Genomic DNA, 24,415 nt, shown 5'->3' on the forward strand with positions numbered 1-24,415 from the left:
AAGAGTAAACTCATGATTCATCCTCAAGCTATTATTGAGCCAGGCGCTGTTATTGGCGAAAATGTTACCATAGGTCCCTGGACTTATATTGCCGGTAATGTAGTTATTGGTGATAACTGTGAGATCAGCTCACATGTGGTTATTAATGGCCCAACTCGGTTAGGTAAAGGTAACCGAATTTTTCAATTCGCCAGTATTGGTGAAGATTGTCAAGACCTTAAATACGCGGGTGAACCAACAGAGTTGGTTATTGGTGACAATAATACCTTTCGAGAGTCTTGTACTATTCACCGTGGCACGATTCAAGATAATAGTATTACCCAAATAGGCAGTAATAATTTATTTATGGCCTATACCCATGTTGCTCACGATTGTGTGGTTGGCAGTCATTGTATTTTTGCTAATAATGCTTCTATTGCCGGTCATGTGCACGTTGGTGATCATGCTATTATTGGTGGCATGGTAGGTGTACATCAGTTCTGCCATATAGGCGCACATAGTTTTATTGCCGGTAATGCCTTAATACTTAAAGATGTGCCTGCCTATGTTATGGCGTCAGGGCAACCAGCAAAACCTTTTGGCTTAAATAGTGAAGGGCTAAGACGTCGTGGTTTTTCTAATGACACCATATTAACCATTAAACGTGCTTATAAAATAATGTACCGCCAAGGTTTATCCGTTGCCGAAGCATTAAATAAAATCAGTGAAATGCCAGCACAATCTTCAGAATTACAACTGTTTTGTGACTCAATCAAAACATCTAATCGCGGCATAATTCGTTAAAGAACTGCCGTTAATACCTGCCTTAGGACTTAGCTAATGCAGGTACCGTTAACTTTAAGTACTTTTAACGCCTATGACTGCTCAGAATCAAAATGCCCGCCAACACATGGTATTTGCCATTGTTGTTGGTGAACATTCAGGTGATACCTTAGGCGCAGGCCTGATAACTTCATTACAAAAAAACCACCCTAATGCTAAATTTATTGGTATTGGTGGCCCTAAGATGCAAGCACTTGGTTTTGAAAGCCTATTTGCCATGGACGAGTTGTCTGTGATGGGCTTGGTAGAAGTTCTTGGCCGTATCCGACGTTTATTACATGTCCGTAAAACCTTAACAGATTATTTTACTAGCAATAAACCCGCTGTTTTTATTGGTATTGATGCGCCTGATTTTAATATAGGTCTTGAGCTAAAGCTTAAGGCTCAGGGGATAAAAACGGTACATTATGTTAGCCCGTCTGTCTGGGCTTGGCGGGAAAAACGGATCTTTAAAATTGCCAAAGCAACGGACATGGTGCTGGCTTTATTGCCCTTTGAAAAAGCCTTTTATGATAAACATAATGTGCCTTGTACTTTTGTCGGCCATCCTCTTGCTGATGATATCCCCATGCAAAGTGATAAAGCGCTCGCAAGAACTAAGCTGGGTTTAGCGCAAGACAAAAAAATCCTGGCACTTATGCCCGGTAGTCGCGGGGGGGAATTATCTCGTTTACTTGGCGATTTCTTTGCCAGTGCCAAGCAATTACAGGCCCAAGATAGTGACTTGGTTTTTGTCGCCCCTATGATCAGCGAGCAACGTGTTGAACAATTCAATGCCCTTAAAGCTGAGCTTGCCCCGGATTTAGCGGTTAAAGTCATCCTCAATCAAACTCAAACCGTGATGGCAGCCAGTGATTGTTTATTAACCGCATCAGGTACGGTTACCCTAGAAGCCGCTTTAATTAAAAGGCCAATGGTCATTTGTTATAAGTTTAGCCCAGTAACCTTTTATTTAGCACGCTGGTTGGTTAAATTAGAATGGTTTTCTTTACCCAATTTATTAGCAAATAAGTCTTTAGTACCTGAATTATTGCAAAAGCAAGTGTGCCCAGACAATATTGTGCCGTTAATTAAAGAGCGTTTATATCATGACCAAAGTCAGCTTAATAACAGTTACCAGAGCATTCATCTGCAATTAAAGTGTGATGCAAGTGAGCAAGCTGCCAAGGCAGTACTTGCTGTTTTATCGAAAAACCCTAGCTAATCTATAATTTCAAGCCATAGTCATTAATAAATAATATAAGACAAAATTTATGCCGAGCAAGCAAACATTTCCTGAATTTGAGTATCCCGTCGCCTATTGTATCGCCGGTGTTGACGAAGTAGGTCGTGGTCCTTTGGTCGGCGATGTCGTTACTGCTGCCGTCATCCTAGATCCAGATAACCCCATAGCAGGATTAAAGGATTCTAAAAAGCTGTCAGAAAAGAAAAGAGCTCAACTTTCTATTGAAATAAAAGCCAAGGCAATTGCCTGGTCAATAGGACGAGCAAGCCCACAAGAAATAGACAGCCTAAATATTTTGCACGCTACCATGCTTGCCATGCAGCGTGCTGTAACCTGCCTTAGTGTCGAGCCTGATTTTGTCCTTGTTGATGGCAACCGCTGCCCAACGTTTTTAAGCTCAAATAGAGAAGGGCAAAGACTCAATGGCAAGATTGCTAGTCAAGCTGTGGTTAAAGGTGATGCCCGAGTTGCCGAAATAAGTGCGGCTTCGATTATTGCTAAAGTTGCTCGCGATGCTGAAATGATCGCCTTAGATAAACTCCACCCTGAGTATGGTTTTGCTAAACACAAAGGTTATCCAACCAAGTTGCATTTAGAGAAAATTATTGAGCATGGTGTACTTGACTGCTATCGACAAAGCTTTAAACCTGTCGCTAGGGTATTAGGTACTTACCATGAGTAAAAGCATGAGTAAATCCATGAATGAAGGTATGAGTAAAGGTATACAGAATTATGACTGAGATGCATACCGAAGAAATAGTAACGGAAGAGCCAAGTATTTATCAGCCGCCTAAATTTATCCACTTACGTGTACATAGTGATTTTTCTATGTGTGATGGCTTAAAAAAGGTCAAACCGATAATTGCTCGAGCTGCTGAGTTCAATATGCCAGCGATAGCGCTGACTGACCAAACTAACTTATGTGGCTTGGTGAAATATTACCATGCGGCTCACAATGCTGGTCTCAAGCCTATTATTGGCTGTGATCTTTGGGTGAAAAGTGATGAGTTGGCAGATGAGCTCTCACGAATAGTGGTGCTTACCACCAATAATGTCGGTTATAAAAATATCACCGAACTTATCTCTAAAGCCTATTTGCGTGGACATATACAAAATAAAGCCGTTATTGATAAATCATGGCTGATAGAATATAAAGAAGGCTTACTTTTACTTTCTGGTGGTCGTGAAGGTGATATAGGTAAAGCCTTGCTAAAAGGTAATGCTGAACTTGTTAATGAGATGGTCAGTTTTTACCAGCAACATTTTGATCGTTGCTTTTTTCTTGAGTTAGTGAGAACGGGTCGCGAGGATGAAGAAAACTATATTCACCTTGCCGTTGCCCTAGCTGAACAGCAAAATTTGCCCGTGGTTGCTACCAATGAAGTGATGTTTCTTTCACCAGAAGACTTTGATGCCCATGAAATTCGTGTTGCCATTCATGATGGTTTTACCCTAGATGATAAGAGGCGTCCTAAGCGATACAGTCCTGAGCAGTATTTACGCAGCGAAGCAGAGATGTGTGAGCTGTTCAGCGATATCCCCGAAGCATTAGCCAATAGTGTCGAAATAGCAAAACGCTGTAATGTTACGGTAACTTTAGGTGAATATGTCTTACCAGACTTTCCCACCGAAGGGCTGGAAATTAATGACTTCTTCATTAAAGTATCAGAAGAAGGCTTAGAAAAACGTCTTGACCAGCTTTTTGATCGTAAGGCCGATGACTTTGCTGACATTAGATCTCGCTATGACGAGCGTTTAAAAAGAGAACTTGAAGTGGTCAATAACATGGGTTTTCCCGGTTATTTTCTCATCGTGATGGAGTTTATCCAGTGGAGTAAGGACCACAATATTCCTGTAGGCCCTGGGCGAGGTTCAGGTGCTGGCTCTCTGATTGCCTATTCGCTTAATATTACCGATATTGATCCCTTGAAATATGACTTATTATTCGAACGCTTCTTAAACCCAGAACGTGTTTCCATGCCCGATTTCGATATCGATTTCTGTATGGACCGGCGTGATGAAGTTATTGATCATGTGGCCGAGCTTTATGGTCGTGATGCGGTTTCGCAAATTATTACCTTCGGTACTATGGCGGCGAAGGCCGTTATCCGTGATGTTGGCCGTGTATTGGGTCATCCCTACGGTTTTGTTGATAGACTTTCAAAGCTTATTCCAATGACCCCAGGCATGACCTTAGCTAAAGCCTTTGAAGAAGAACCTAAGTTACCCGAGCTCTACGCTCAAGATACTGAAGTCAAAGACCTTATTGATATGTGCCGTATACTTGAAGGCACGACACGTAATGCGGGTAAACATGCGGGTGGTGTGGTTATTTCTCCGACCACTATCACAGATTTTGCGCCACTTTATTGTGATGCCGAAGGTAAAAACCCAGTTACCCAGTTTGATAAAAACGATGTTGAAGATGCAGGTTTAGTTAAATTTGATTTCTTAGGTTTAAGAACACTGACCATTTTGCAATGGGCCATTGAAATGGCTGATGCAAAATTACTTAAAGTCGGCAAAGAGCCTATTGATATCACCAAAATAGATCTTGAAGATAGAGCCTGTTATAAGCTGTTACTTGCCTCGAAAACGACGGCAGTATTCCAGCTTGAATCTAGCGGCATGAAGTCGTTAATTGAGAAGCTAAAACCGGATTGTTTTGAAGATATCATCGCACTGGTGGCTTTATTTCGCCCAGGACCTTTGCAATCTGGCATGGTTGATAACTTTATCGAACGTAAACATGGCCGTGAAGAAGTCAGTTATCCCGATGAAAAGTGGCAGCATATTGACTTAAAACCTGTGCTCGAACCTACCTATGGCATCATCTTGTATCAAGAACAAGTGATGCAAATTGCGCAAGTTCTAGCGGGTTATTCGCTGGGCGGTGCCGACATGCTACGCCGTGCTATGGGTAAGAAAAAACCTGAAGAAATGGCTAAGCAGCGCGCCGGTTTTGAACAAGGTGCCAGGGATCGTGGCGTTGATGGCGAATTGGCGATGAAAATCTTCGATTTAGTGGAGAAATTTGCTGGTTATGGTTTTAATAAATCTCACTCTGCCGCTTATGCCTTAGTTTCTTACCAAACATTATGGATGAAAACCCATTTTCCTGGACCTTTTCTGGCGGCGGTAATGTCGGCAGACATGGATAATACCGAGAAAATTGTTATCTTGGTTGATGAATGTAGCAATATGGGCATCGATTTATTGCCCCCAGACGTTAATGCCGGACAATACAAGTTTACCGTCAATGATGACGATCAAATTGTCTATGGTATTGGCGCTATTAAGGGGGTCGGTGAAGGCCCAATTGAAGCTATTATTGCCGCACGTCAAGCCGGTGGACCCTTTACTGACTTATTTGATTTATGTGCACGCTTGGACTTAAAAAAGACCAATAAACGTGTTTTACAAAAATTAATAAAATCAGGTGCCATGGACGCCTTAGGTCCCAAGTATCAAAAGGGCTCAACCAAGGAGCAAGGTACTAACCGAGCGGCACTATTTGAAAACTTGCCCGAAGCGATTAAAGCGGCAGAGCAACATGCCAAAGCTGAGTCATTAGGCCAAAATGATTTATTTGGCTTAATTAATGATGAGCAAACTGACTCAAGACAAGCGTTTAAAGACGTTAAAGCCTGGTCTGAAGAAGTTTGGCTTAATGGTGAAAAAGAAACCTTGGGGCTTTATTTAACTGGGCACCCGATCAATCGTTATTTAAGTGAAATAAAAAAATATTCGACTAGTCGACTCGTTGGCATGCAGCCAACCGGTCGTGATAATCAAGCGGTCGCCGTTGGATTAGTCATTGGCGTACGGGTGTTAGTCAATAAGCGCGGGCGGCGCTGGGCATTAGTTACCTTAGATGATAAAAGTGCCCGTATGGATATTCGCCTCTTTCCCGATGACTATGATCGCTTTGCTGAGTTGCTGGTAAATGATGCTATTTTGGTTTGTAGTGGACTGGTCAGCTTTGATGATTATTCAGGTGGTAATATAATGACCGCTCGGGATATAATGACAGTCACTGACGCGCGCGAAAATTATCTTAGCTCTATTGATATTAAAGTCGATAACAGCTTGATAGCTGATAACTTTATTGAAAAGTTTGCCCAGGTATTAACGCCTTTTAAAGAAGGTACCTGTCTGGTAAGAGTTTTTTATCAGCGCGAAGAAGCTCAAGCTATACTTGAGCTCGGCGTACAATGGCGAGTAACGCCGACCGATATGTTGTTATATGAATTAAAAACATTGCTTGGTGAAGATAATGTCACCATGGAATTTAAATAACTCGCTATTGAAATATTATAAATTTTAATAGCTTAAAACGATTTTAAAAATTAACTAGATTTATTAGGTAAAAATAAACATGTCATTAAACTTTTTAGATTTCGAGCTGCCTATTGCTGAGCTTGATGCAAAAATAGAAGAGCTAGAGTTAGTCAATAACGGCCAAGAGCTTGATCTTGATTTAGACGAGCAAATCAAGCAACTGCGCGAAAAAAATAAAGAACAAACTAAAAAAATATTTGCCAACCTTGACCCATGGCAAACCGCGCGTGTGGCACGTCATCCCCAACGTCCTTACACACTGGATTATATTCCTCGTATTTTTACCGAATTTGATGAGTTAGCCGGAGATCGCGCTTATGCTAATGATAGAGCTATTGTTGGCGGTACTGCGCGCTTAGATGGTCAACCAGTGATGATTATTGGTCATCAAAAGGGCCGAGTAACCTCTGAAAAAATCAAACGTAATTTTGGTATGCCACGTCCAGAAGGCTATCGAAAAGCTTTACGTTTAATGGAAATGGCCGAACGCTTTAATATGCCGATCATCACCTTTATTGATACACCGGGTGCTTATCCAGGCGTTGGTGCGGAAGAGCGAGGCCAAAGTGAAGCTATTGCCCGCAACTTAAAAGTAATGGCGCGTCTAACGGTACCTATTGTTTGTACCGTTATTGGTGAAGGAGGCTCGGGTGGTGCACTGGCCATTGGTGTTGGTGACAGAGTTAACATGTTGCAATATGCTACATATTCAGTAATTTCTCCAGAAGGTTGTGCCTCTATTTTATGGAAAACAGCCGACAAAGCCCCTACTGCGGCTGCTGCAATGGGCATAACCGCAACACGTATCAAAGAATTAGATCTGATCAATAGTATTGTTGAAGAGCCATTAGGTGGAGCACATCGTGATGTAGATTTGATGGCGGCTCATTTAAAACAAGCGCTTAAGAAAGATCTAGCCGAGTTAGCAGGCTTAAGTAAAGAAGAGCTTATTGAGCAACGTTATGACAGATTAATGTCATTTGGTTACTGTTAATTAATACTGCCAACGGCAACTTGCTGTTGGCTTTTTCTATGCAAAAAATATCCTCAGTCATTCACGCTACCATTAAACAATACCTCCAACCTTACGGAGATATTGAGCTTATTATTGCCTACAGTGGTGGGGTCGACTCACAAGTCCTCTTACATGCCATAGCGCATTTAAAACAAAACAAAGTTATTACTAATGCGATTACGGTTTGTCATGTTAATCATGGACTCAGTGATAATGCTTTTAGCTGGCAAGAATTTGCTCAACAAGAATGCCTTAAACTGTCATTTAACCTTATTGTTAAAAAGGTGCAGGTGCAGGTGCAAGCACAGCACTCGCTTGAAGCCTTGGCTCGAGAGGCAAGATATCAAGCGTTAAGATCAGTGAGACACAAAAAGTCATTAATTTTAACTGGCCATCATAGTGATGATCAAAGTGAGACTTTTTTATTAGCACTTAAACGTGGTGCTGGTTTGAAAGGTTTAGCGGCCATGGCAGTAGTCTCTCAACTTGGTCAGCATTTATTGCTTCGTCCTTTACTGGCTATTTCTCGTCAAGAAATAGAAGCTTATGCTAAAGCTCATCAGCTTAGTTGGGTCGAAGATGAGTCAAACCTTGATACTTGTTTTGATCGTAACTTTATCAGGCAACAGCTTATGCCCCTTTTGCGTCAACGCTGGCCCAGTATTAGTAACACTATTAATCGCAGTGCTAGCCATTGTTTAGCGGGACAAGAGTTATTAGATGAACTGGCTGAGCAAGACTTGAGCCTATGCAGAGCCAGTGAGGAAAGTTTGCATATTGAGCAGTTAACGTTGTTATCAATAGCACGCTTTAATAACCTCATTCGCTTTTTTATGGCACAACATGCTTGCTTGATGCCAACGACTGAGCAAGTTAAGCAAGTAAGACTGCAGTTAGCGGCCGGCGATGATAAAAATCCACAAATTAAAGTTGGACTACAGGTATTTCGCCGCTTTAAAGGACAATTATTTTTAACCCCAGATTATAACGATATTAGTGACTGGCAAGAGCAAGTCGACCTATGTGAAGGCGTCTGCTTGCAAGGTAACCGACCTCAAGGTAATGGCCAGCAGAGCAAACCCTTATTGACTTTACCGGATAACTTGGGTGAGTTGGTTTTTAATATTAATAGCAAAAAAAATAACAATCAAGATAGGGCAATGCTCCGAATTTGCTTACCTAAGCAAGGGCAGCAAGTCAGTGTTCGTTTTAGTCATCAAAATCCTAAGTGCTTGCCTGATTTTAGACAGCATTCTCGTAAGCTCAAGAAGGTACTACAAGAGTTAAATATTGCCCCATGGCAGCGTAAACGCATTGCTTTCTTATATTATGATAGTGAGTTGGTCGCAGCGATAGGCCATTTTATTTGTCAGCCATTTATTGCCAATGACAGCGAAGCAGGCATGCTTATATCATCATCAGTTTCTGATAATAATTAAACTAATACCAATTGCATTAATTAAGTTCCCACCTTTATCCAGTCTCGATCACATAATTTCATCACTCTGGAAGCGTCAGATATAAAGCTATTCCAGGCTCGGCTACATTCATCAACAATATCGTCATAGCCATTGAAACATCTATTGGCAAGTTCATTTTGTCGGAGCCATTGCCAAACTTGCTCTATAGGATTTAGCTCTGGTGAATAGGGGGGTAATTTTATGATGGATAAATTATCGAACTTATCGGCTAAATACGCTTGATGCCAAGCCGCACCATCAACGACAATAACGCCATGACGTCCCTCAGGAATTCTCTTGGATATTAATGCTAAGTGTTTTTCCATCACATCCATGTTCATGCATGGTGCAATTAATGCCTCAGTATCACCCGTTGCTGGGCATACTGCACCGAACAAGTAGGCATATTCGAACTGCTGTTGCTTTACCGCTCTTGGCCTTGTTCCTTTTATCGCCCAGAGCCGTGTAGTCGTGTTTTTCTGTCCAAAACGCGCTTCATCTTGGAACCATACGTCAACATTTTTAAGCCTTACATTCCACGGGATCGTCAGGATCATTTCCATTTCGAATTTTTTTAAAATCCTCTTGGATTTTTATCGACTGTTTGGGGTGTCTAGAGCGACTAGTAATCCAAGAAAAGCCTAACTGATGGAGCAATCGATACACATTAAAAATCGTGTACTCGATAGTAAATTCTTGAGCAATATAGGTGACAAGCGTTTGTGCCTTTAGCCTGCCTCCACTTTCTTTAATGCTGTTTTTGCGAATATACTCACTTAATTGAGTGAGTTGTTGCTGGTCTAAGCCACAGGGTCGGCCAGAGCGAGGTTTTTCTTTTAAACCATCAAGACCTTGAGCATAAAACTTTTTAACCCAATCATTAACAATACGTCTACTGATATGTAAATTTCTTGCGGCTTGGGTATTATTAGCGCCATCTTTAATATGAGAAAGAGCCATTAAACGAACTCGCATTCGTCCATTGGTTTCTTTAGCGATAAGGGATTTAAAATCAATGGATTCAAGTGTGGTCATAACTGCTGATGTTGATGTATAAAAAATAAAACCAATTAGATCACAAATTTAATCAAAATGGTATAATAAAGGTTCATAGTGGTACTGATATAAGTAATGAGCATAACCTCCCTACCAGCTTAATATTAAAAAATAAAAGGCGGCCAGTACAACATTGTACTGGCCGCCTTTTATTTTATGGCTTGTTTAAAGTTTAGCTAAAGGGGCAATGTTTAATACGACTCTTATACCAATTTCAGTAAGTTATTGCCCACTTGTGCTGGTTAAAACACCCCAAGACTACGTTGCTCTCAATCCCAATAGCCAGCTATTGCTCAATCGAACGCCTTGTCCTGAAATGTTTTTCCTGAGCACAACAAGATCACAAACTTAATGAAAATGGTATTAGCTCTTAGTTATATAGTGTGATGCTGCCGCTGAAAATACTACATCCGTCGAGCTATTCAATGCTGTTTCGGCTGAGTCTTGAATAACACCAATAATAAAGCCAATAGCAACAACCTGCATAGCAATGTCATTATTTATGCCAAATAAGCTACAGGCTAAAGGAATAAGTAATAAAGAGCCACCAGCCACACCCGAAGCGCCACAAGCTGAAATAGAGGCGACCACGGAGAGTAATATCGCGGTGCCAAAACTTACTTCAATATTTAAACTATTTGCTGCCGCCAATGTTAATACGGTAATGGTAATAGCAGCGCCTGCCATGTTAATAGTTGCGCCTAATGGAATCGACACCGAGTAGGTATCTTCATGTAAATCTAACTTTTTACATAATGCCATGTTCACCGGAATATTTGCGGCTGAACTACGGGTGAAAAATGCGGTAATACCTGACTCTCTAAGGCAAGTAAAGACTAAAGGATAAGGGTTTTTCTTGGTGATGATAAAGACAATAAGAGGGTTTACTAATAAAGCAATAATTAACATAGCGCTGAGTAACACGGCAACCAAGTGCGTATATTCGCCTAGAGTACTAAAACCCGTAGTCGCAATGGTATCGGCCACTAAACCAAAGATGCCCAGTGGCGCAAAGCGTATGACCAGGCGTACAATACTAGAAATAGCTTCGCTTAAGTCATGCACCATGGCTTTACTTGACTCACTAGCATGTTTTAATGAAAAACCTAAACCCAAGCCCCAAGCAAGTACAGCGATGAAATTACCATTAGCAATAGCCGTTATTGGATTCTCAACCACTTTAAAAGCCAGCGTAGCCAGCACTTCGGTTAATTTTTGCGGCGGATTAGCGCTAGCTCCGGCTAAATCTAAGGTCAGCACAGTGGGGAAGGCAAAACTTAATAAGACCGCTATAAAGGCCGCACTTAGGGTACCTATTAAATATAAGCTAACGATAGGTTTTAATTCGGCACTACTATCGAGTTTTTGATTAGCAATAGCTGAGGTAACCAATACCAGCACTAGAATTGGAGCAACCGCTTTTAATGCGCTAACAAATAAACTGCCGAGCATGCCAAATTCCTTGGCTGACTCTGGTGATATGGTGGCAAATATACTAGCTAAAATAATTGCGATAATTATTTGGCTTACCAAACTGGTCGATTTTAATTTTTGAAAAAATGATGCATTAGGTGTTGTTGCGCGGGTCATTGTTTAGCCTGTTACTCGGTGATTATTATTTATGAGGGAGGTTTTATCATTGAAGAATAGTCATTGTCTAGTTCTATTCGACCAACGAGGAGAATTAAGCGCTAAAATGACTTTAGTCATAGAAATAAAAGACCATGCGGGTATAATTGCGCCATTAATATAATGATCACCTTTGGAAACACTATGCCTGTAGAACAAGCATTAAAGAACCGTAGTAATAATAACTGTGAACTATGTACTAGTAACGATGCCTTAGTCGTTTATCCGGTACCACCAACAAGTGATTTAAGTGCTCAGCAGTCTATTTATATCTGTCAAAATTGCTTATCACAGATTGAAGGACAAAGTGAGTTAGACCTTAACCACTGGCGCTGTTTAAATGACAGTATGTGGAATCAAGAGCCTGCAGTGCAAGTTATGTCTTATCGAATATTGCACAAACTCTCTGCGGAAAGTTGGGCACAAGATGCCTTAGAGATGATTTACATGGAAGATGAGGTGAAAAAGTGGGCTGAACAGGGCATTGCCGCAGAGCGTAGTAATGGACCTACCCGAGATAGTAATGGTACAGAATTACAAGATGGTGATAATGTTACCTTGATTAAAGATTTAAAAGTCAAAGGGGCAAACTTTACCGCCAAGCAAGGTACCATGGTACGTGGTATAACACTCACGGAGAACCCTGAACATATTGAAGGTAAGGTGAATGGTACTCGTATTGTCCTAGTATCAGCTTTCTTGAAAAAAGCCTGATATCAGCTAACGATTCAAATCGACTCAATGTTCGCGGTTGCTCTGCGAACAAGTGACGTCAAGGTATGCTTTAATTAGCCTAGGCTCAGACAATAAAAAACGCTGTGATAGTGATATCACAGCGTTTTTATGTAGATAAGGGGTAAGTTGTTAGCTAAGAGAATCATTAGCTCACTTACTCAAACGAGAAAACTATTTATTGGTGATTCTTTCTGAAAGACTCACAAGCCTCTTGATCTTCACATTCACCATAAAGGTATAAGCTATGATTGGTTAGTTTTACCTTGTTAGCAACGGCAATATCTCTTTGTCTTTGTTCAATCACGTCATCTTCAAACTCGATTACTTTACCACACTTTAAACAGACCAAATGGTCATGGTGCGCTTTATGGGCTAATTCAAATACTGACTTGCCACCTTCAAAATGGTGGCGGGTAACGATACCAGCATCATCAAATTGGTTTAATACTCGGTATACCGTAGCTAAGCCAATTTCTTCATTTTGCACTAGTAATATTTTATAAACATCTTCAGCACTGATGTGTTGATTATTTGGCTGTTGAAGAATACTAAGGATCTTTATTCTAGGTAGGGTGATTTTTAATCCAGCTCTTTTCAGTTCTTCGTTTTGTTCAGCCATATTAAGTCTCTAAGGTGATTAAGTAATGTAATATCAAAATTATAGGGGGTTATAGAGAAAGAGAAAAGCTTTAGTTTTATTCTTTGGTGAAATTATTAGTATTGTTTAAAAAGCTAAAAAAAAAGCCCATTTAATGGGCTGTATTTCTATTATATCCATGGGTAATGTAAGGTTATGCGGAAAATTCAGCCAAACACATTTCATCATTCAATTGCACGAGCCATTTATCAACACGTTCTTCAGTCAATTCACTCTGTCTATCTTCATCAATACATAAGCCGATAAAAGTATTTTCATCAACAAGGGCTTTTGATGCTTCAAACTCATAGCTTTCGGTTGGCCAGTTGCCAACAACGATGGCACCTTTACTCTCAACGATATCGCGTAATGGCTCCATTGCATCACAGAAGTATTCGGCGTAATCTTCTTGGTCGCCTAGGCCATAGATAGCAACTAATTTGTCGGTGAAATCAATTTCTTCTAAATCAGGTAAAAAGTCATCCCAATCACATTGGTTTTCGCCGTAATACCAGGTAGGAATGCCTAAAATTAGTAAATCAAACTCAGCGATTTCCTCTTTAGTACTTTTGGCGATGTCTTTAACTTCAACCAGGTTCTTGCCAAGTTTTTTCTGGATCATTTTTCCAATTGCTTCAGTATTACCGGTATCACTGCCGAAGAATAAGCCTACGATTGCCATGAATTTTTACCTTATGATGCTTTCTTAAAAAATTACTTAACGTGTGCGGCTAATGACTCTATCAGCAGCGCCTCTATTAATTCACTTCGACTCACTTGTTGAGTGTTAGCTAATTGCTCTAATTGTTCGAATAAACTGTGATGAACTTTAAACTCTACCCGCTTTAAGCCATTGTTTTTATCACGTTTAACTTGATTTCGTTTATTAATCTTTATTTGTACGCTGCGAGAATGAGGGTTCGTTTTCGGGCGGCCAGGGCGTTTTTCATTATTGAATAAATCAATAGTGGTTAAATCGGTTATTTCTTTTGCCATGAGTTAACCCATACCCTGATTTTCCCAGACAAACTGGATAATACCCTTAACCACAAAACCGAAACAGCCAAAAAATAAAACAAAGTATACGACCACTTTACCCATTTTTGGCACATCGTTTTTATTCATCAAATCATGCATGGATAAGCCAATAAAACCAAAGATAAAAAGGAAAAATAAATTCAGGCCAATAGCCTCAATAAGCTCAAAATGTTCTACTAGCATAGCGATTGATTGTTTCTTATACACTAAGGCCAAAAACATTAAGGCCAAAAAATTGGCGGGATTATAGCATATCATTTACCCCAAGCCATTAGCATTTCTAACTAACGGTTAAATAATAACAATAGTGTTTGTTGGCACTCAGTATTTTCACTTCATTAACGCTAGTAAGGTAAACTACTAAATATCATTTTATATCGATTTATCAGTCGTTAACTCTTAATAAAATCAATCACGATTTTGTTAAAGGCTAGGGTTTTTTCTGCATGTAGCCAATGTCCTGCGCCTTGAATTATTTTTGCTTTACTGTTGGGAAATAAGGCCAGAATAGCCTCTCTGTGTCCAGGCAAAATATAATCAGAAATTCCACCCTTGATAAACAAGGTTTCCCCATTATAGGGTACTTGATTAGCTGTTAATTCATTAGCTTGCATTATTTGCGGGTAGCACAAACTAATGTTGCTGAGGCTGCATTTGAAAGCGAATTCACCATGTGAATTAAGCGCTAAATTACGTAATAAAAACTGTCGAATGCCTAGGTTATCGACAAAAGGCGCAAGTTGCTCATCAGCATCTTTTCGCTTAAACACTTGCGATAAATCGATAGCTTGTAGGCCCGTTATGATCTTTAAATGGTGAGGCGGGTAACTCACCGGGGCAATATCGGCTATCAGTAATTTTCTGATCCGTTCCGGTTGCGCTAAAGCAACTTGCATGGCTATTTTTCCACCCATAGAGTGGCCAAGCAATAGACAAGTCTCAATGTTTAAATGGTCTAATAAATTGATAATATCTTGTGCTAACTCAGAGTATTTCATGCTGCTAGCATGGAACGAATCACCATGGTTTCTTACGTCAACACTGGTGACACAATAAGTCTTACTTAAAGGTTTTGCCACCATGTTGAGGTTTTCTAAGCTACCAAATAAACCGTGTATAAGCACAAGGTGTTCACCCGTGCCGGTTTGCTTATAATTCAGTATTTCGGGTTGTTTTGTCATACTCTACTTAGGTTGTTTTTGTCCATTATTGACAATAGTGTCATATTTTTAACTTATATTTGCAAATAAATGAGTTCAACAGACTCTCATTTCACTATATAATATTCCGCGAATTATTTAAGTTAAGGGTAACAATGAAAAACATCGAAATAGATGAAGAGCTTTATCAATACATTGCCACGAATACACAATATATTGGTGAAAGTGCTTCTGCCATTTTACGTCGTTTACTAAAGTTGGATTTAGCAAATGACGTTGCCGCCGTTACCGTTAATGAAATTTCAGCTGAAATTGAAGTGAAAGTTGCCATTGACTCTGAAAAACCAGTAGTGCATGTTAACACTGCCGTAGTCAAAGAGCCTGAGGCAATTAAGCGGGTGAAAGTGCTGCCTGATAGTCATGAAACAGTGTTTAATTTTATTAATAAAGAAGAGCTGGCCATGCAACGGGGCGCTGTTGGCCGTTTTTTATTAATCCTCGCTGCGTTATACCGTGCTCATCCACAACAGTTTGGGGTAGTAACCGAGATCAGTGGTCGTGATCGCTTGTATTTTGCTAACAGTGAAAATAAATTAGCAGAAAGTGGTAGTAGCACTAAACCTCGCCAAATACCCGAAAGTCCTTTTTGGGTTATCACAAACTCTAACACCACACGTAAAAAAATGATGTTAACCAAAGCCTCAATTTCACTAGGTTATAGTGACCTTGATGTTGAGAAAATTCGTGAGTTACTTTAACTAAATTGTTGAATAGACTCTAACTAATAGCCATTAATCATTAAGAAGAATATATGAGTGTCCATCCTTTTGCGGGTAAACCTGTTCGTCCTCAAGATAGAATTAATCTTGGTCAATTAGTGAGTGACTACTTTTTACAAACTCCAGATGTTAGCTTAGCAGCAGAGCAAGTGAGTTTTGGTACCTCAGGTCATCGTGGCAGTGCCAGCAAACGTAGTTTCAATGAACAACATATTATGGCTATTTGCCAAGCTATAGCTGAGTATCGCCAACAACATGCTATCCATGGTCCGTTATTTTTAGGGAAAGATACTCATGCGTTATCTGAGCCAGCTTTTGCTAGTGCCATTACCGTACTTATCGCTAATGGCGTTAATGTTGTTGTTCAAAGCGATTCTTTATCAGGAAGGGGCTTTACACCAACCCCGGTGATCTCTCGTTTAATCATTAGTCATAATAAAACACAGGCGGAACAGCTTGCTGACGGTATTATTATAACGCCTTCACATAATCCACCTAGCGATGGTGGTATTAAATATAATCCTCCTCATGGCGGCCCAGCGGAAGGCGACATCACTAAACAAATTGAGCAACGTGCCAATGAATTAATTGCCGCAGACTTAGTTGATGTTAAACGCCTTGCTTATCCAAAAGCGTTAACATCACCTTTACTTGTTAAAGAAGATTTTATTAATCATTATGTTAATCAGCTTGAACAAGTTATTGATATGGAAGCTATTGCCAAAGCTGGCATTCGTATTGGTGCGGACCCTCTTGGCGGCTCTGGCATTGATTATTGGCCTGTTATTGCTAAGCGCTATCAGTTGAATATTAAGGTTGTCAATGAAGTGGTTGACGCTAGTTTTGCTTTTATGCCTCTTGATAAAGACGGTAAAATTCGTATGGATTGCTCATCAAAATATGCCATGGCTGGCTTAATTGCCATGAAAGATGATTTTGATATCAGTGTTGGTAATGATCCAGACTTTGATCGCCATGGTATCGTCACCCCTAGTGGCGGATTAATGAACCCTAATCATTACCTCGCTGTCGCTATTCATTACTTAATGACCCATAGAAATTGGCCGAAAAGCTGTAAAATAGGCAAGACCTTAGTGTCTAGCTCACTCATTGATCGCGTTGCCAAGCAACTTGAACTACCTTTAGCAGAAGTCCCCGTTGGCTTTAAGTGGTTTGTCGAGGGTTTAGCCGATGCCAGCTATGCCTTTGGCGGGGAAGAAAGCGCCGGCGCTTCTTTCTTAGCACGTGATGGTAGTACTTGGACCACAGATAAAGATGGCTTTATCTTGGCTTTATTAGCGGCAGAAATACTCGCCGTTACCGGAAAAGATCCTTACCAATATTATCTTGAACTTGCTAAAACTTTAGGTAAACCCTGTTATGGTCGCGTTGAAGCTGTTGCCTCGCTGGAGCAAAAACGGGTATTAACCGCGCTATCAAGTGATGATGTTAAAGCCAAAACCCTTGCCGGTGATAAAATTATCCAGGTGCTTTCCCATGCACCAGGTAATAATGCGGCCATAGGTGGCATAAAAGTGGTTACCGACAATGGTTGGTTTGCTGCCCGTCCTTCAGGTACCGAAGATATTTATAAAATCTATGCCGAAAGCTTTATTGATGATAAGCACTTGCAAGTCATTATTAGCGAAGCGCAAGCTATGGTCAGTGCTTCATTCAAAGCTGCTGGTTTGTAAGTAACCTGAACTCCGGATAATGAGTGCTTGATGGTTAAGTAAAAACAACGACTTACGGTTGTTAAGAACAAAATATACAAGATTAAGTAGCAATATACACTATCAATGTTTCAATTTATTCGATTATCAAGGCAACACGTTTATGAATAACGGGTTATTTATCGACGTGTTAACGCTGAGAATCGGATAAAGGGGAATATTGAGCAAGTGCTGCTTATCCAGAGTTCAGGTTAAGTAACAACTATCAAAGAGTTATCACTAGGCTATTGCCAAGGCTAAGTGATAACTCACCTTTATCTTAATACCTTCCTATTGCTATTCCTTAACACCAGTGTAAAGAATATTGCTCACTTTTCTTGACTCGCATGGCAACTCATTGCCGCCGTTTATTGAATGTCAGTTGACGTAAAGGTAAAGTTAAATGAGGTTATTACTTCATACTATACCTAGGTATAAATTAGCTATACTAACAAAAAATAATTAATAGTTAATAGCCATTTTCTTTAATTTACTGACCACTAAGGGTGAGTAAATCAATTTGGTATCAACTTTCGCAGACTTTAACCGCAATAGCTTGCGCGTTAGGGGAACAAGAAGAGAACATTATGAGCACAGAACTTTATAATGATGGACCCGTAGTGCATCAGCCTACTTTTATCGACGGACACAGTGTTGAAATTCCTGAATTGAGAATTTTACAACAAGACGGTACAACCTACCCCAATGCTGATTTACCAGACATTGACCAAACGTTAGCAATAAAAATTTATCATACCTTTGCCTTTCATCGGGTATTCGATGAACGCATGGTGGCATCACAGCGCCAAGGTCGTTTAAGCTTTTACATGACCGCATTGGGTGAAGAGGCTGCAAGTGTTGGTGGTGCTGCGGGATTACAACCACAAGATATGATCATGATGCAATATCGCGAACAAGGTGCATTAATGTTTCGCGGTTTTAGCCTTAAAAACTTCATGAATCAACTTTTCAGTAATGCCGACGATTTAGGTAAAGGTCGTCAAATGCCTATTCATTACGGCTCAAAAGAACTGAACTGTATGACGGTATCTTCTACGCTTGCTACGCAAATCCCACAAGCAACGGGTTATGCTTATGGACAAAAGTTACAAGGTCTTGATGCAGTAACCATTTGTTACTTTGGTGAAGGCGCGGCTTCAGAAGGCGATTTTCATGCGGGCTTAAATATGGCGGCAGTACAAGAGGTGCCGGTTATCTTTTTCTGTCGAAACAATGGTTATGCAATCTCGACGCCTGCTGATGAGCAGTTTAGAGGTAACGGTATAGCCTCTCGTGGAGTTGGTTATGGCATTAAAACCATTCGTATTGATGGCAATGATATTCTTGCTGTGCTAAAAGCCACACAAATTGCCCGTGCTTATGCGGTAAAAGAGCATAAGCCGGTATTAATTGAAGCGATGTCTTATCGTCTTGGCGCTCACTCCACTTCGGACGATCCATCAGGTTACCGTACCAAAGAAGAAGAAGCTAAGTGGCAAGCGAATGATCCTATTTTACGGATGAAAAACTGGTTAGTTAAACAAAATTGGTGGGATGAAGCGCAAGAAACCGCTTTATTTGAAAAACTCAGAGAAGAAATATTAGCCGCGGTAAAAGTGGCTGAGGTCATTGATAAACCGCACATAGATACCATGATAACGGATGTTTATGATGTGCCATCGGCACAGCTGCAAGCTCAATTAGATGAGGTGAAAGCTCACATTAATAAGTATCCAGAAGCTTATCCATTTACTGCGGGGAAATTCTAATCATGGCGAAAATCTATATTGACCAAGTGTGTGGTATCAGCACTGACTTCCATGAAGCTTACCCAACTACAGCAGCACTGACTTTCATGAAGCTTACCCAACTACAGCCGCAGGGAACTTTTAATCATGGCACAACTTAATTTATTACATGCCATTAATAGCGCGCTAGATATTGCCATGGCCGAAAATGAGCGCACGGTTTGTTTTGGTGAAGATGTTGGGCATTTTGGTGGCGTATTTCGTGCCACCAGTGGCTTACAAGAAAAATACGGCAAAGCACGTTGTTTCAATACACCGCTAGTAGAGCAGGGCATTATTGGTTTTGCTAACGGCTTAGCTGCCCAAGGCAGCGTTGCCATTGCTGAAATTCAATTTGCCGATTACATTTTCCCTGCTTTTGATCAAATTGTTAATGAAGCGGCTAAATTCCGCTACCGTACCGGTAATGAATTTAATGTTGGTAAACTCACTATTCGTACTCCATACGGTGGTGGTATTGCCGGTGGTTTATATCATAGTCAATCGCCAGAAGCTTATTTTGCTCATACACCAGGCTTAAAAGTGGTTATCCCGCGTAACCCGTATCAAGCGAAAGGTTTATTACTTGCTTCGATTCGTGATGATAACCCCGTGATATTTTTTGAGCCGAAACGTTTATATCGAGCGTCGGTTGGTGAAGTACCAGAAGAAGATTATCAGTTGCCATTAGGTAAAGCTGAAGTGGTACAAACGGGTACGGATATCACTTTACTCGCTTGGGGCGCACAAATGGAAATCATTGAAAAAGCCGCACAAATGGCCAGTAACGATGGTATTTCTTGTGAAGTGATCGATTTACGTACTATCTTGCCTTGGGATATTGAAACCATCAGCCGCTCTGTTATGAAAACCGGTCGTTTACTTATCAGTCAAGAAGCACCTTTAACCGCAGGCTTTGCCAGTGAAATTGCTGCTACCATTCAAAATGAGTGTTTCTTACACCTAGAGTCGCCTATTGCTCGTGTTTGTGGTCTAGATACGCCATACCCATTAGCGTTAGAAAAAGAGTATGTAAGCGATCACTTAAAAGTATATGAAGCTATCAAAAAAACCGTTAATTTTTAACGATAATTCCCTATTAACAGGAAACAGCACATGAGTATTGATTTTATATTACCTGATATTGGCGAAGGTATCGTTGAGTGTGAACTTGTCGAGTGGTTAGTAAAAGAAGGTGAAACAATTGTTGAAGATCAGCCTATCGCTGATGTAATGACGGATAAAGCCTTAGTCCAGATTCCTGCCATGTATTCAGGTGTTGTGGAAAAACTGTATTATAAACAAGGTGAGATTGCTAAAGTGCATTCGCCACTTTTTTCTATGATTGTTGAAGGTGAAAGTAGCAGTAATGAGGCAAAGGCAGTTACCGCTGAGCCAGAAATCAAAGTTTCTGAGGCCAAGTCACCTGCTTTAGCAGAAACACTAAGCCCAGCGACATCAGCGACTTGCCAGGCTAGTGTTAATAACAGCAATCAACCCGCCAATGCTAAAGCCCTAGCAAGTCCCGCCGTTAGACGTGTTGCTCGTGAGCTTGATATTAACATCCACCAAGTTACCGGCAGTGGCAAAAAAGGTCGAGTTTATAAAGATGACGTAGTGGCATATAGTCAAAATGGTCAAGGTATTACACCAGCGATTGTTGTCGGTGGTACTAGAGTAGAGCCAATTCGTGGTATTAAAAAAGTGATGGCAACCGCGATGCAAAATAGTGTCAGTACTATTCCACACTTTACCTATTGTGAAGAGATTGACTTAACTGAGCTCATCGCTTTACGTGGCGAGTTAAAAGAAATTTACGCTAAGCAAGATATTAAATTAACCATGATGCCTTTCTTTATGAAGGCAATGTCATTAGCGATTAAAGAATACCCTTTGGTTAACTCAAAAGTGAATGAAGACTGTACCGAGCTTACTTACTTTGATGATCACAATATTGGTATGGCGGTTGATTCAAAAGTCGGCCTACTTGTTCCTAATATTAAGCAGGTGCAAACTAAGTCAATATTAGAGTTAGCGAACGATATTATGCGCTTAACAAATGATGCTCGTAGTGGTCGTGTCGCGAGTGAAGATTTGAAAGGTGGCACTATTACCATTTCTAACATTGGTGCAATAGGTGGCACAGTAGCGACTCCTATTATTAATAAGCCGGAAGTGGCTATAGTTGCCTTGGGGAAATTACAAAAATTACCGCGCTTTAATGACCAAGGTGAAGTAGTAGCTCGCAGTATTATGCAAGTGAGTTGGTCTGGCGACCATAGAGTTATTGATGGCGGTACTATTGCTCGTTTTTGTAACTTATGGAAGTCATTCCTAGAGAAACCGAGTCATATGTTAGTACATATGAGTTAACTGCTAAAGCGGTAGTTACTCTATAAAAGCTATAATAAGCTAATATATAAAAAGCCCCATTATCATTGGTTAATACCTGAAGATAACGGGGCTTTTTTAATGGCTCAGGCTAAGACTAACCAGTTTAGTGAGTGCTAAGTCTTAAAAACCACACTGTTTACCTTGGTTTTTGTTTTTCAACCAAATATGTAATGGTGCGAAGTAATCTAAAATCGCACTAGCATCCATTTGCTCACTGCCGGTAATAACTTTGTAAGCTTGTTGCCACGGTTGGCTTGAACCCATTTCTAACATGGTATTAAGTGCTGCGCCGGCTTCTTTAGAGTTGTAAATTGAACAGCGGTGAATCGGGTCAGTATTACCTGAAATTTCACATAACGCACGATGGAATTCAAATTGTTGAATGTGTGCTAAGAAATATCGGCTATAAGGCACACCACCTGGTACGTGGTATTTAGCACCTGGGTCGAATGCATTGACATCGCGATCGATAGGGGCGGCTACACCTTGGTACTTCTCACGTAATTCCCACCATGAGCTGTTGTAGTTTTCCGGGGTGATTTCACCGGAGTAAACTTTCCAACGCCATTGATCAACCATTAAACCAAAGGGAATAAATGCAATTTTATCAAGGGCTTGCTTCATTAATAAACCAATGTCTTTTGATTCATCAGGAATGGTATCAATTAAGCCGATTTCCTTTAAGTATTTAGGGGTAACTGATAAGGCAATGGTATCGCCGATAGCTTCATGGAAACCGTCATTGGCACTGTTTTGGAAGAATACTGGTTGGTCTTTATAAGCACGTTGGTAGTAGTTATGACCTAACTCATGATGGATAACGTTAAATTCTTCACCGGTTTTTTGGATACACATCTTGATGCGAATATCATCTTTAGCATCTAGATCCCAGGCACTGGCATGACAAGTTACATCCCTGTCGGCAGGTTTAGTAAATAATGAACGGCTATAAAAAGTTTCTGGTAAGGCGTCAAAACCAAGGGAAGTAAAGAACTTTTCTGCACCACGAACCATGTCTATTTCATCATAATTATGAATAGCTAATTGTTTAGTAACATCATAACCAGGATCGGCATCTTCAGGAGCGACTAGGTCGTAAATATTCCCCCAAGATTGCGCCCACATATTACCTAATAAATGAGCCGGAATAGGTTGGTCTTGCGGGACTTTATCGGTACCGTAAGTTTCACCTAACTCAGTTCTCACATAACAATGTAAGTCATCATATAGAGGTTTAACTTGACCCCAAAGTCGGTCTAATTCTTTTGCAAAATCATCGGCAGGCATATCATAATTTGAACGCCACATAGCACCTAAATCTGGGTAACCCAGGCCTTTAGCACCTTCATTAGCAAGCTCTGCTTGGCGGATATAAAGGGGTTTCATTTCTGGGCTAATTTCACGCCAGCCTGACCACATTTCAAGTAGTTCATCGTAATCGCGAGAATTGGCCATTATAGCGGTCATATCCCCTAAGCTAAGCTTTTCACCCGCTTTAGTGGTATAGCTACCTTTACTATAAATGCTGCCAAGCTTAGCGCCTATGGTGGCAAGCTCAGCTGATTTACTCGGGTCTTGTGGTGCAGGCATAACTAAGCGTTGTTTTAAAAAGTTTAGTTGACGGCGTTGTACAGCATTAACGTCTACTTGATCAAAAGTAGCGGCTTGCATGGCGTATCTCACACCAGCATCGGTAGACTTTTGATCGGCATTAGCGGCTAAAATCGCTGTGTCTTCAGTGATAAAGTTGGCATATATCCACGCGGCACGTGAACCTTCTAGGTTCATAGCTACCATTTCTTTGGCTACATCATATAAGAATTTTTGCGCATCTGCCGAGGTTAGTGTTACTTGGCCACTAACGGAGGGCACTTTTTCTACTGAGGCTTGTTGACTTGAACCTTGATCACACGCGGTTAAAGAAGCGGCAATAATTAAAGCAAGACCGGTAAACTTAAATATTTTTTTAATCTGTTTCATTTTTATAATCATTATTAGATCAGTTGTTAGGTGGCGCTAGTATATAAAAATGTATGCTTGATACAAAGTTTATAGGGAAAATAGTTACTTAGCACTGGCATGGCGCAAATTTCGGGCAAAAAAAAGCTCATTCAAAGGAATGAGCAAACTACAACATGAAACATGGTTGAAATATAAAAACAATAATAAACAAAAACAATGATATAACAGGGAGTCAACACGATCGGGAGGTATTTAACTCACTGCGTGTTTGAAACTGAGTTAATCATAAATGCTCTGGTTGTATTTTACTGTATAGATAGGGTAACGTTTTGTACTAGAGTGCTGTTGTTAGCTGCAATTTAACCTTGTTACGGGAGAACTTAGCACTGCTAATGATCAAATTTCGGGCAAAAAAAAGCTCATTCAAAGGAATGAGCAAACTACAACATGAAACAGGGTTGGAATATAAAAACAATAATAAACAAAAACAATGATATAACAGGAAGTAAACACGACAGGGAGCTATTTAACTCACTGCGTGCTTGAAACTGAGTTAATCATAAATGCTCTGGTTGTATTTTACTGTGGCTCTGTTGTAGAACACTGTTGTCACCCATAGGCAGCGATTAATATTTCCTGTTTATTAAGCTTTGCATTACTTTC

Annotated in this window: 21 protein-coding genes; 13 read left to right on the forward strand and 8 right to left on the reverse strand. The window is 40.4% G+C overall.

Going from position 1 to position 24,415, the window contains the following annotated elements; genetic code table 11:
* The first annotated feature begins 12 nt into the window (after positions 1 to 12).
* The 6 genes from lpxA to tilS all read left to right on the forward strand — a co-directional run bounded on the left by lpxA (position 13) and on the right by tilS (position 8,842).
* A complete protein-coding gene (gene lpxA / locus MTCD1_RS09790; RefSeq protein WP_057180292.1) occupies positions 13 to 783 on the forward strand; it encodes an acyl-ACP--UDP-N-acetylglucosamine O-acyltransferase in 771 nt (256 codons plus the stop codon).
* 73 nt (positions 784 to 856) lie between these two features.
* The gene (lpxB, locus tag MTCD1_RS09795) at positions 857 to 2,026 is read left to right on the forward strand and encodes a lipid-A-disaccharide synthase (protein WP_057180294.1); all 1,170 of its coding nucleotides are present in this window, start codon (positions 857 to 859) and stop codon (positions 2,024 to 2,026) included.
* 49 nt (positions 2,027 to 2,075) lie between these two features.
* A complete protein-coding gene (rnhB, locus tag MTCD1_RS09800) occupies positions 2,076 to 2,729 on the forward strand; it encodes a ribonuclease HII (protein WP_057180297.1) in 654 nt (217 codons plus the stop codon).
* Positions 2,730 to 2,788: 59 nt separating this feature from the next.
* Positions 2,789 to 6,346 carry a DNA polymerase III subunit alpha gene (gene dnaE / locus MTCD1_RS09805; RefSeq protein ID WP_057180390.1) on the forward strand — a complete coding sequence of 1,186 codons (3,558 nt, stop codon included), beginning with the start codon at positions 2,789 to 2,791 and terminating at the stop codon, positions 6,344 to 6,346.
* 79 nt (positions 6,347 to 6,425) lie between these two features.
* A complete protein-coding gene (accA, locus tag MTCD1_RS09810) occupies positions 6,426 to 7,382 on the forward strand; it encodes an acetyl-CoA carboxylase carboxyl transferase subunit alpha (RefSeq protein WP_057180299.1) in 957 nt (318 codons plus the stop codon).
* A 38-nt stretch (positions 7,383 to 7,420) separates the two neighbouring features.
* Complete coding sequence (gene tilS, locus MTCD1_RS09815) at positions 7,421 to 8,842, forward strand: tRNA lysidine(34) synthetase TilS (protein WP_057180300.1); 1,422 nt, start codon at positions 7,421 to 7,423, stop codon at positions 8,840 to 8,842.
* Between the two features lie 20 nt (positions 8,843 to 8,862).
* On the opposite strand, the gene MTCD1_RS09820 is transcribed toward tilS, so the two are convergent.
* Both MTCD1_RS09820 and sstT read right to left on the reverse strand, forming a co-directional pair.
* A protein-coding gene (locus tag MTCD1_RS09820; RefSeq protein WP_438819282.1) for an IS630 family transposase occupies positions 8,863 to 9,898 on the reverse strand; the annotation gives its coding sequence in 2 pieces (ribosomal slippage) (positions 8,863 to 9,433 and positions 9,432 to 9,898; 1,038 coding nt in all).
* 384 nt (positions 9,899 to 10,282) lie between these two features.
* The gene (sstT, locus tag MTCD1_RS09825) at positions 10,283 to 11,509 is read right to left on the reverse strand and encodes a serine/threonine transporter SstT (protein WP_057180306.1); all 1,227 of its coding nucleotides are present in this window, start codon (positions 11,507 to 11,509) and stop codon (positions 10,283 to 10,285) included.
* 183 nt (positions 11,510 to 11,692) lie between these two features.
* Between sstT and MTCD1_RS09830 the strand changes: the two genes are divergently transcribed.
* Positions 11,693 to 12,262, forward strand: a complete 570-nt coding sequence (locus MTCD1_RS09830) for a PhnA domain-containing protein (RefSeq protein ID WP_057180307.1) — start codon at positions 11,693 to 11,695, stop codon at positions 12,260 to 12,262.
* A 196-nt stretch (positions 12,263 to 12,458) separates the two neighbouring features.
* Here the strand turns inward: MTCD1_RS09830 and fur are convergent, their stop codons facing one another.
* From fur to MTCD1_RS09855, 5 genes are all read right to left on the reverse strand, one after another.
* Positions 12,459 to 12,902 carry a ferric iron uptake transcriptional regulator gene (gene fur / locus MTCD1_RS09835; RefSeq protein WP_057180308.1) on the reverse strand — a complete coding sequence of 148 codons (444 nt, stop codon included), beginning with the start codon at positions 12,900 to 12,902 and terminating at the stop codon, positions 12,459 to 12,461.
* A gap of 172 nt (positions 12,903 to 13,074) precedes the next feature.
* Positions 13,075 to 13,602 (reverse strand): flavodoxin FldA, encoded by a 528-nt coding sequence (fldA, locus tag MTCD1_RS09840; protein WP_057180310.1) that lies wholly within the window; start codon positions 13,600 to 13,602, stop codon positions 13,075 to 13,077.
* Between the two features lie 32 nt (positions 13,603 to 13,634).
* Positions 13,635 to 13,916, reverse strand: coding sequence for a LexA regulated protein (gene ybfE, locus MTCD1_RS09845; RefSeq protein WP_057180311.1), 282 nt, complete (start codon positions 13,914 to 13,916; stop codon positions 13,635 to 13,637).
* A 3-nt stretch (positions 13,917 to 13,919) separates the two neighbouring features.
* Complete coding sequence (locus MTCD1_RS09850; protein ID WP_057180391.1) at positions 13,920 to 14,141, reverse strand: DUF2788 domain-containing protein; 222 nt, start codon at positions 14,139 to 14,141, stop codon at positions 13,920 to 13,922.
* Between the two features lie 209 nt (positions 14,142 to 14,350).
* On the reverse strand, positions 14,351 to 15,139 hold the full coding sequence (locus tag MTCD1_RS09855; protein WP_057180313.1) for an alpha/beta fold hydrolase: 789 nt from the start codon (positions 15,137 to 15,139) through the stop codon (positions 14,351 to 14,353).
* 134 nt (positions 15,140 to 15,273) lie between these two features.
* On the opposite strand from MTCD1_RS09855, the gene seqA reads away from it, so the two are divergent.
* The 6 genes from seqA to MTCD1_RS09880 all read left to right on the forward strand — a co-directional run bounded on the left by seqA (position 15,274) and on the right by MTCD1_RS09880 (position 21,769).
* Positions 15,274 to 15,876 carry a replication initiation negative regulator SeqA gene (seqA, locus tag MTCD1_RS09860; RefSeq protein ID WP_057180316.1) on the forward strand — a complete coding sequence of 201 codons (603 nt, stop codon included), beginning with the start codon at positions 15,274 to 15,276 and terminating at the stop codon, positions 15,874 to 15,876.
* 53 nt (positions 15,877 to 15,929) lie between these two features.
* Entirely contained in the window at positions 15,930 to 17,591 is a 1,662-nt protein-coding gene (pgm, locus tag MTCD1_RS09865; RefSeq protein WP_057180318.1) for a phosphoglucomutase (alpha-D-glucose-1,6-bisphosphate-dependent), read from the forward strand.
* Between the two features lie 605 nt (positions 17,592 to 18,196).
* Entirely contained in the window at positions 18,197 to 19,378 is a 1,182-nt protein-coding gene (locus tag MTCD1_RS09870) for a thiamine pyrophosphate-dependent dehydrogenase E1 component subunit alpha (protein ID WP_057180320.1), read from the forward strand.
* Positions 19,379 to 19,380: 2 nt separating this feature from the next.
* Complete coding sequence (locus MTCD1_RS21200; protein WP_157447793.1) at positions 19,381 to 19,518, forward strand: hypothetical protein; 138 nt, start codon at positions 19,381 to 19,383, stop codon at positions 19,516 to 19,518.
* Positions 19,505 to 20,482, forward strand: coding sequence for an alpha-ketoacid dehydrogenase subunit beta (locus tag MTCD1_RS09875; RefSeq protein WP_057180321.1), 978 nt, complete (start codon positions 19,505 to 19,507; stop codon positions 20,480 to 20,482). Before MTCD1_RS21200 ends, MTCD1_RS09875 begins: the two co-directional genes overlap by 14 nt.
* A gap of 30 nt (positions 20,483 to 20,512) precedes the next feature.
* Positions 20,513 to 21,769 (forward strand): dihydrolipoyllysine-residue acetyltransferase, encoded by a 1,257-nt coding sequence (locus tag MTCD1_RS09880; RefSeq protein WP_057180323.1) that lies wholly within the window; start codon positions 20,513 to 20,515, stop codon positions 21,767 to 21,769.
* Positions 21,770 to 21,910: 141 nt separating this feature from the next.
* Here the strand turns inward: MTCD1_RS09880 and MTCD1_RS09885 are convergent, their stop codons facing one another.
* On the reverse strand, positions 21,911 to 23,770 hold the full coding sequence (locus MTCD1_RS09885) for a M2 family metallopeptidase (RefSeq protein WP_057180392.1): 1,860 nt from the start codon (positions 23,768 to 23,770) through the stop codon (positions 21,911 to 21,913).
* Positions 23,771 to 24,415: the final 645 nt, after the last annotated feature.

The organism is Colwellia marinimaniae (assembly GCF_002207865.1).
GTDB lineage: Bacteria > Pseudomonadota > Gammaproteobacteria > Enterobacterales > Alteromonadaceae > Colwellia > Colwellia marinimaniae.

Excerpts from the sequence above, each read along its gene's own strand:
- MTCD1_RS09855 (WP_057180313.1), bottom strand. The coding sequence starts at position 15,139 with ATGACAAAACAACCCGAAATACTGAATTATAAGCAAACCGGCACGGGT.
- MTCD1_RS09885 (WP_057180392.1), bottom strand. The coding sequence starts at position 23,770 with ATGAAACAGATTAAAAAAATATTTAAGTTTACCGGTCTTGCTTTAATT.
- lpxB (WP_057180294.1), top strand. The coding sequence starts at position 857 with ATGACTGCTCAGAATCAAAATGCCCGCCAACACATGGTATTTGCCATT.
- accA (WP_057180299.1), top strand. The coding sequence starts at position 6,426 with ATGTCATTAAACTTTTTAGATTTCGAGCTGCCTATTGCTGAGCTTGAT.
- MTCD1_RS09880 (WP_057180323.1), top strand. The coding sequence starts at position 20,513 with ATGAGTATTGATTTTATATTACCTGATATTGGCGAAGGTATCGTTGAG.
- sstT (WP_057180306.1), bottom strand. The coding sequence starts at position 11,509 with ATGACCCGCGCAACAACACCTAATGCATCATTTTTTCAAAAATTAAAA.
- dnaE (WP_057180390.1), top strand. The coding sequence starts at position 2,789 with ATGCATACCGAAGAAATAGTAACGGAAGAGCCAAGTATTTATCAGCCG.
- MTCD1_RS09850 (WP_057180391.1), bottom strand. The coding sequence starts at position 14,141 with ATGCTAGTAGAACATTTTGAGCTTATTGAGGCTATTGGCCTGAATTTA.
- ybfE (WP_057180311.1), bottom strand. The coding sequence starts at position 13,916 with ATGGCAAAAGAAATAACCGATTTAACCACTATTGATTTATTCAATAAT.
- MTCD1_RS09870 (WP_057180320.1), top strand. The coding sequence starts at position 18,197 with ATGAGCACAGAACTTTATAATGATGGACCCGTAGTGCATCAGCCTACT.
- MTCD1_RS09830 (WP_057180307.1), top strand. The coding sequence starts at position 11,693 with ATGCCTGTAGAACAAGCATTAAAGAACCGTAGTAATAATAACTGTGAA.
- pgm (WP_057180318.1), top strand. The coding sequence starts at position 15,930 with ATGAGTGTCCATCCTTTTGCGGGTAAACCTGTTCGTCCTCAAGATAGA.
- seqA (WP_057180316.1), top strand. The coding sequence starts at position 15,274 with ATGAAAAACATCGAAATAGATGAAGAGCTTTATCAATACATTGCCACG.
- MTCD1_RS21200 (WP_157447793.1), top strand. The coding sequence starts at position 19,381 with ATGGCGAAAATCTATATTGACCAAGTGTGTGGTATCAGCACTGACTTC.
- fur (WP_057180308.1), bottom strand. The coding sequence starts at position 12,902 with ATGGCTGAACAAAACGAAGAACTGAAAAGAGCTGGATTAAAAATCACC.
- fldA (WP_057180310.1), bottom strand. The coding sequence starts at position 13,602 with ATGGCAATCGTAGGCTTATTCTTCGGCAGTGATACCGGTAATACTGAA.
- rnhB (WP_057180297.1), top strand. The coding sequence starts at position 2,076 with ATGCCGAGCAAGCAAACATTTCCTGAATTTGAGTATCCCGTCGCCTAT.
- lpxA (WP_057180292.1), top strand. The coding sequence starts at position 13 with ATGATTCATCCTCAAGCTATTATTGAGCCAGGCGCTGTTATTGGCGAA.
- tilS (WP_057180300.1), top strand. The coding sequence starts at position 7,421 with ATGCAAAAAATATCCTCAGTCATTCACGCTACCATTAAACAATACCTC.
- MTCD1_RS09875 (WP_057180321.1), top strand. The coding sequence starts at position 19,505 with ATGGCACAACTTAATTTATTACATGCCATTAATAGCGCGCTAGATATT.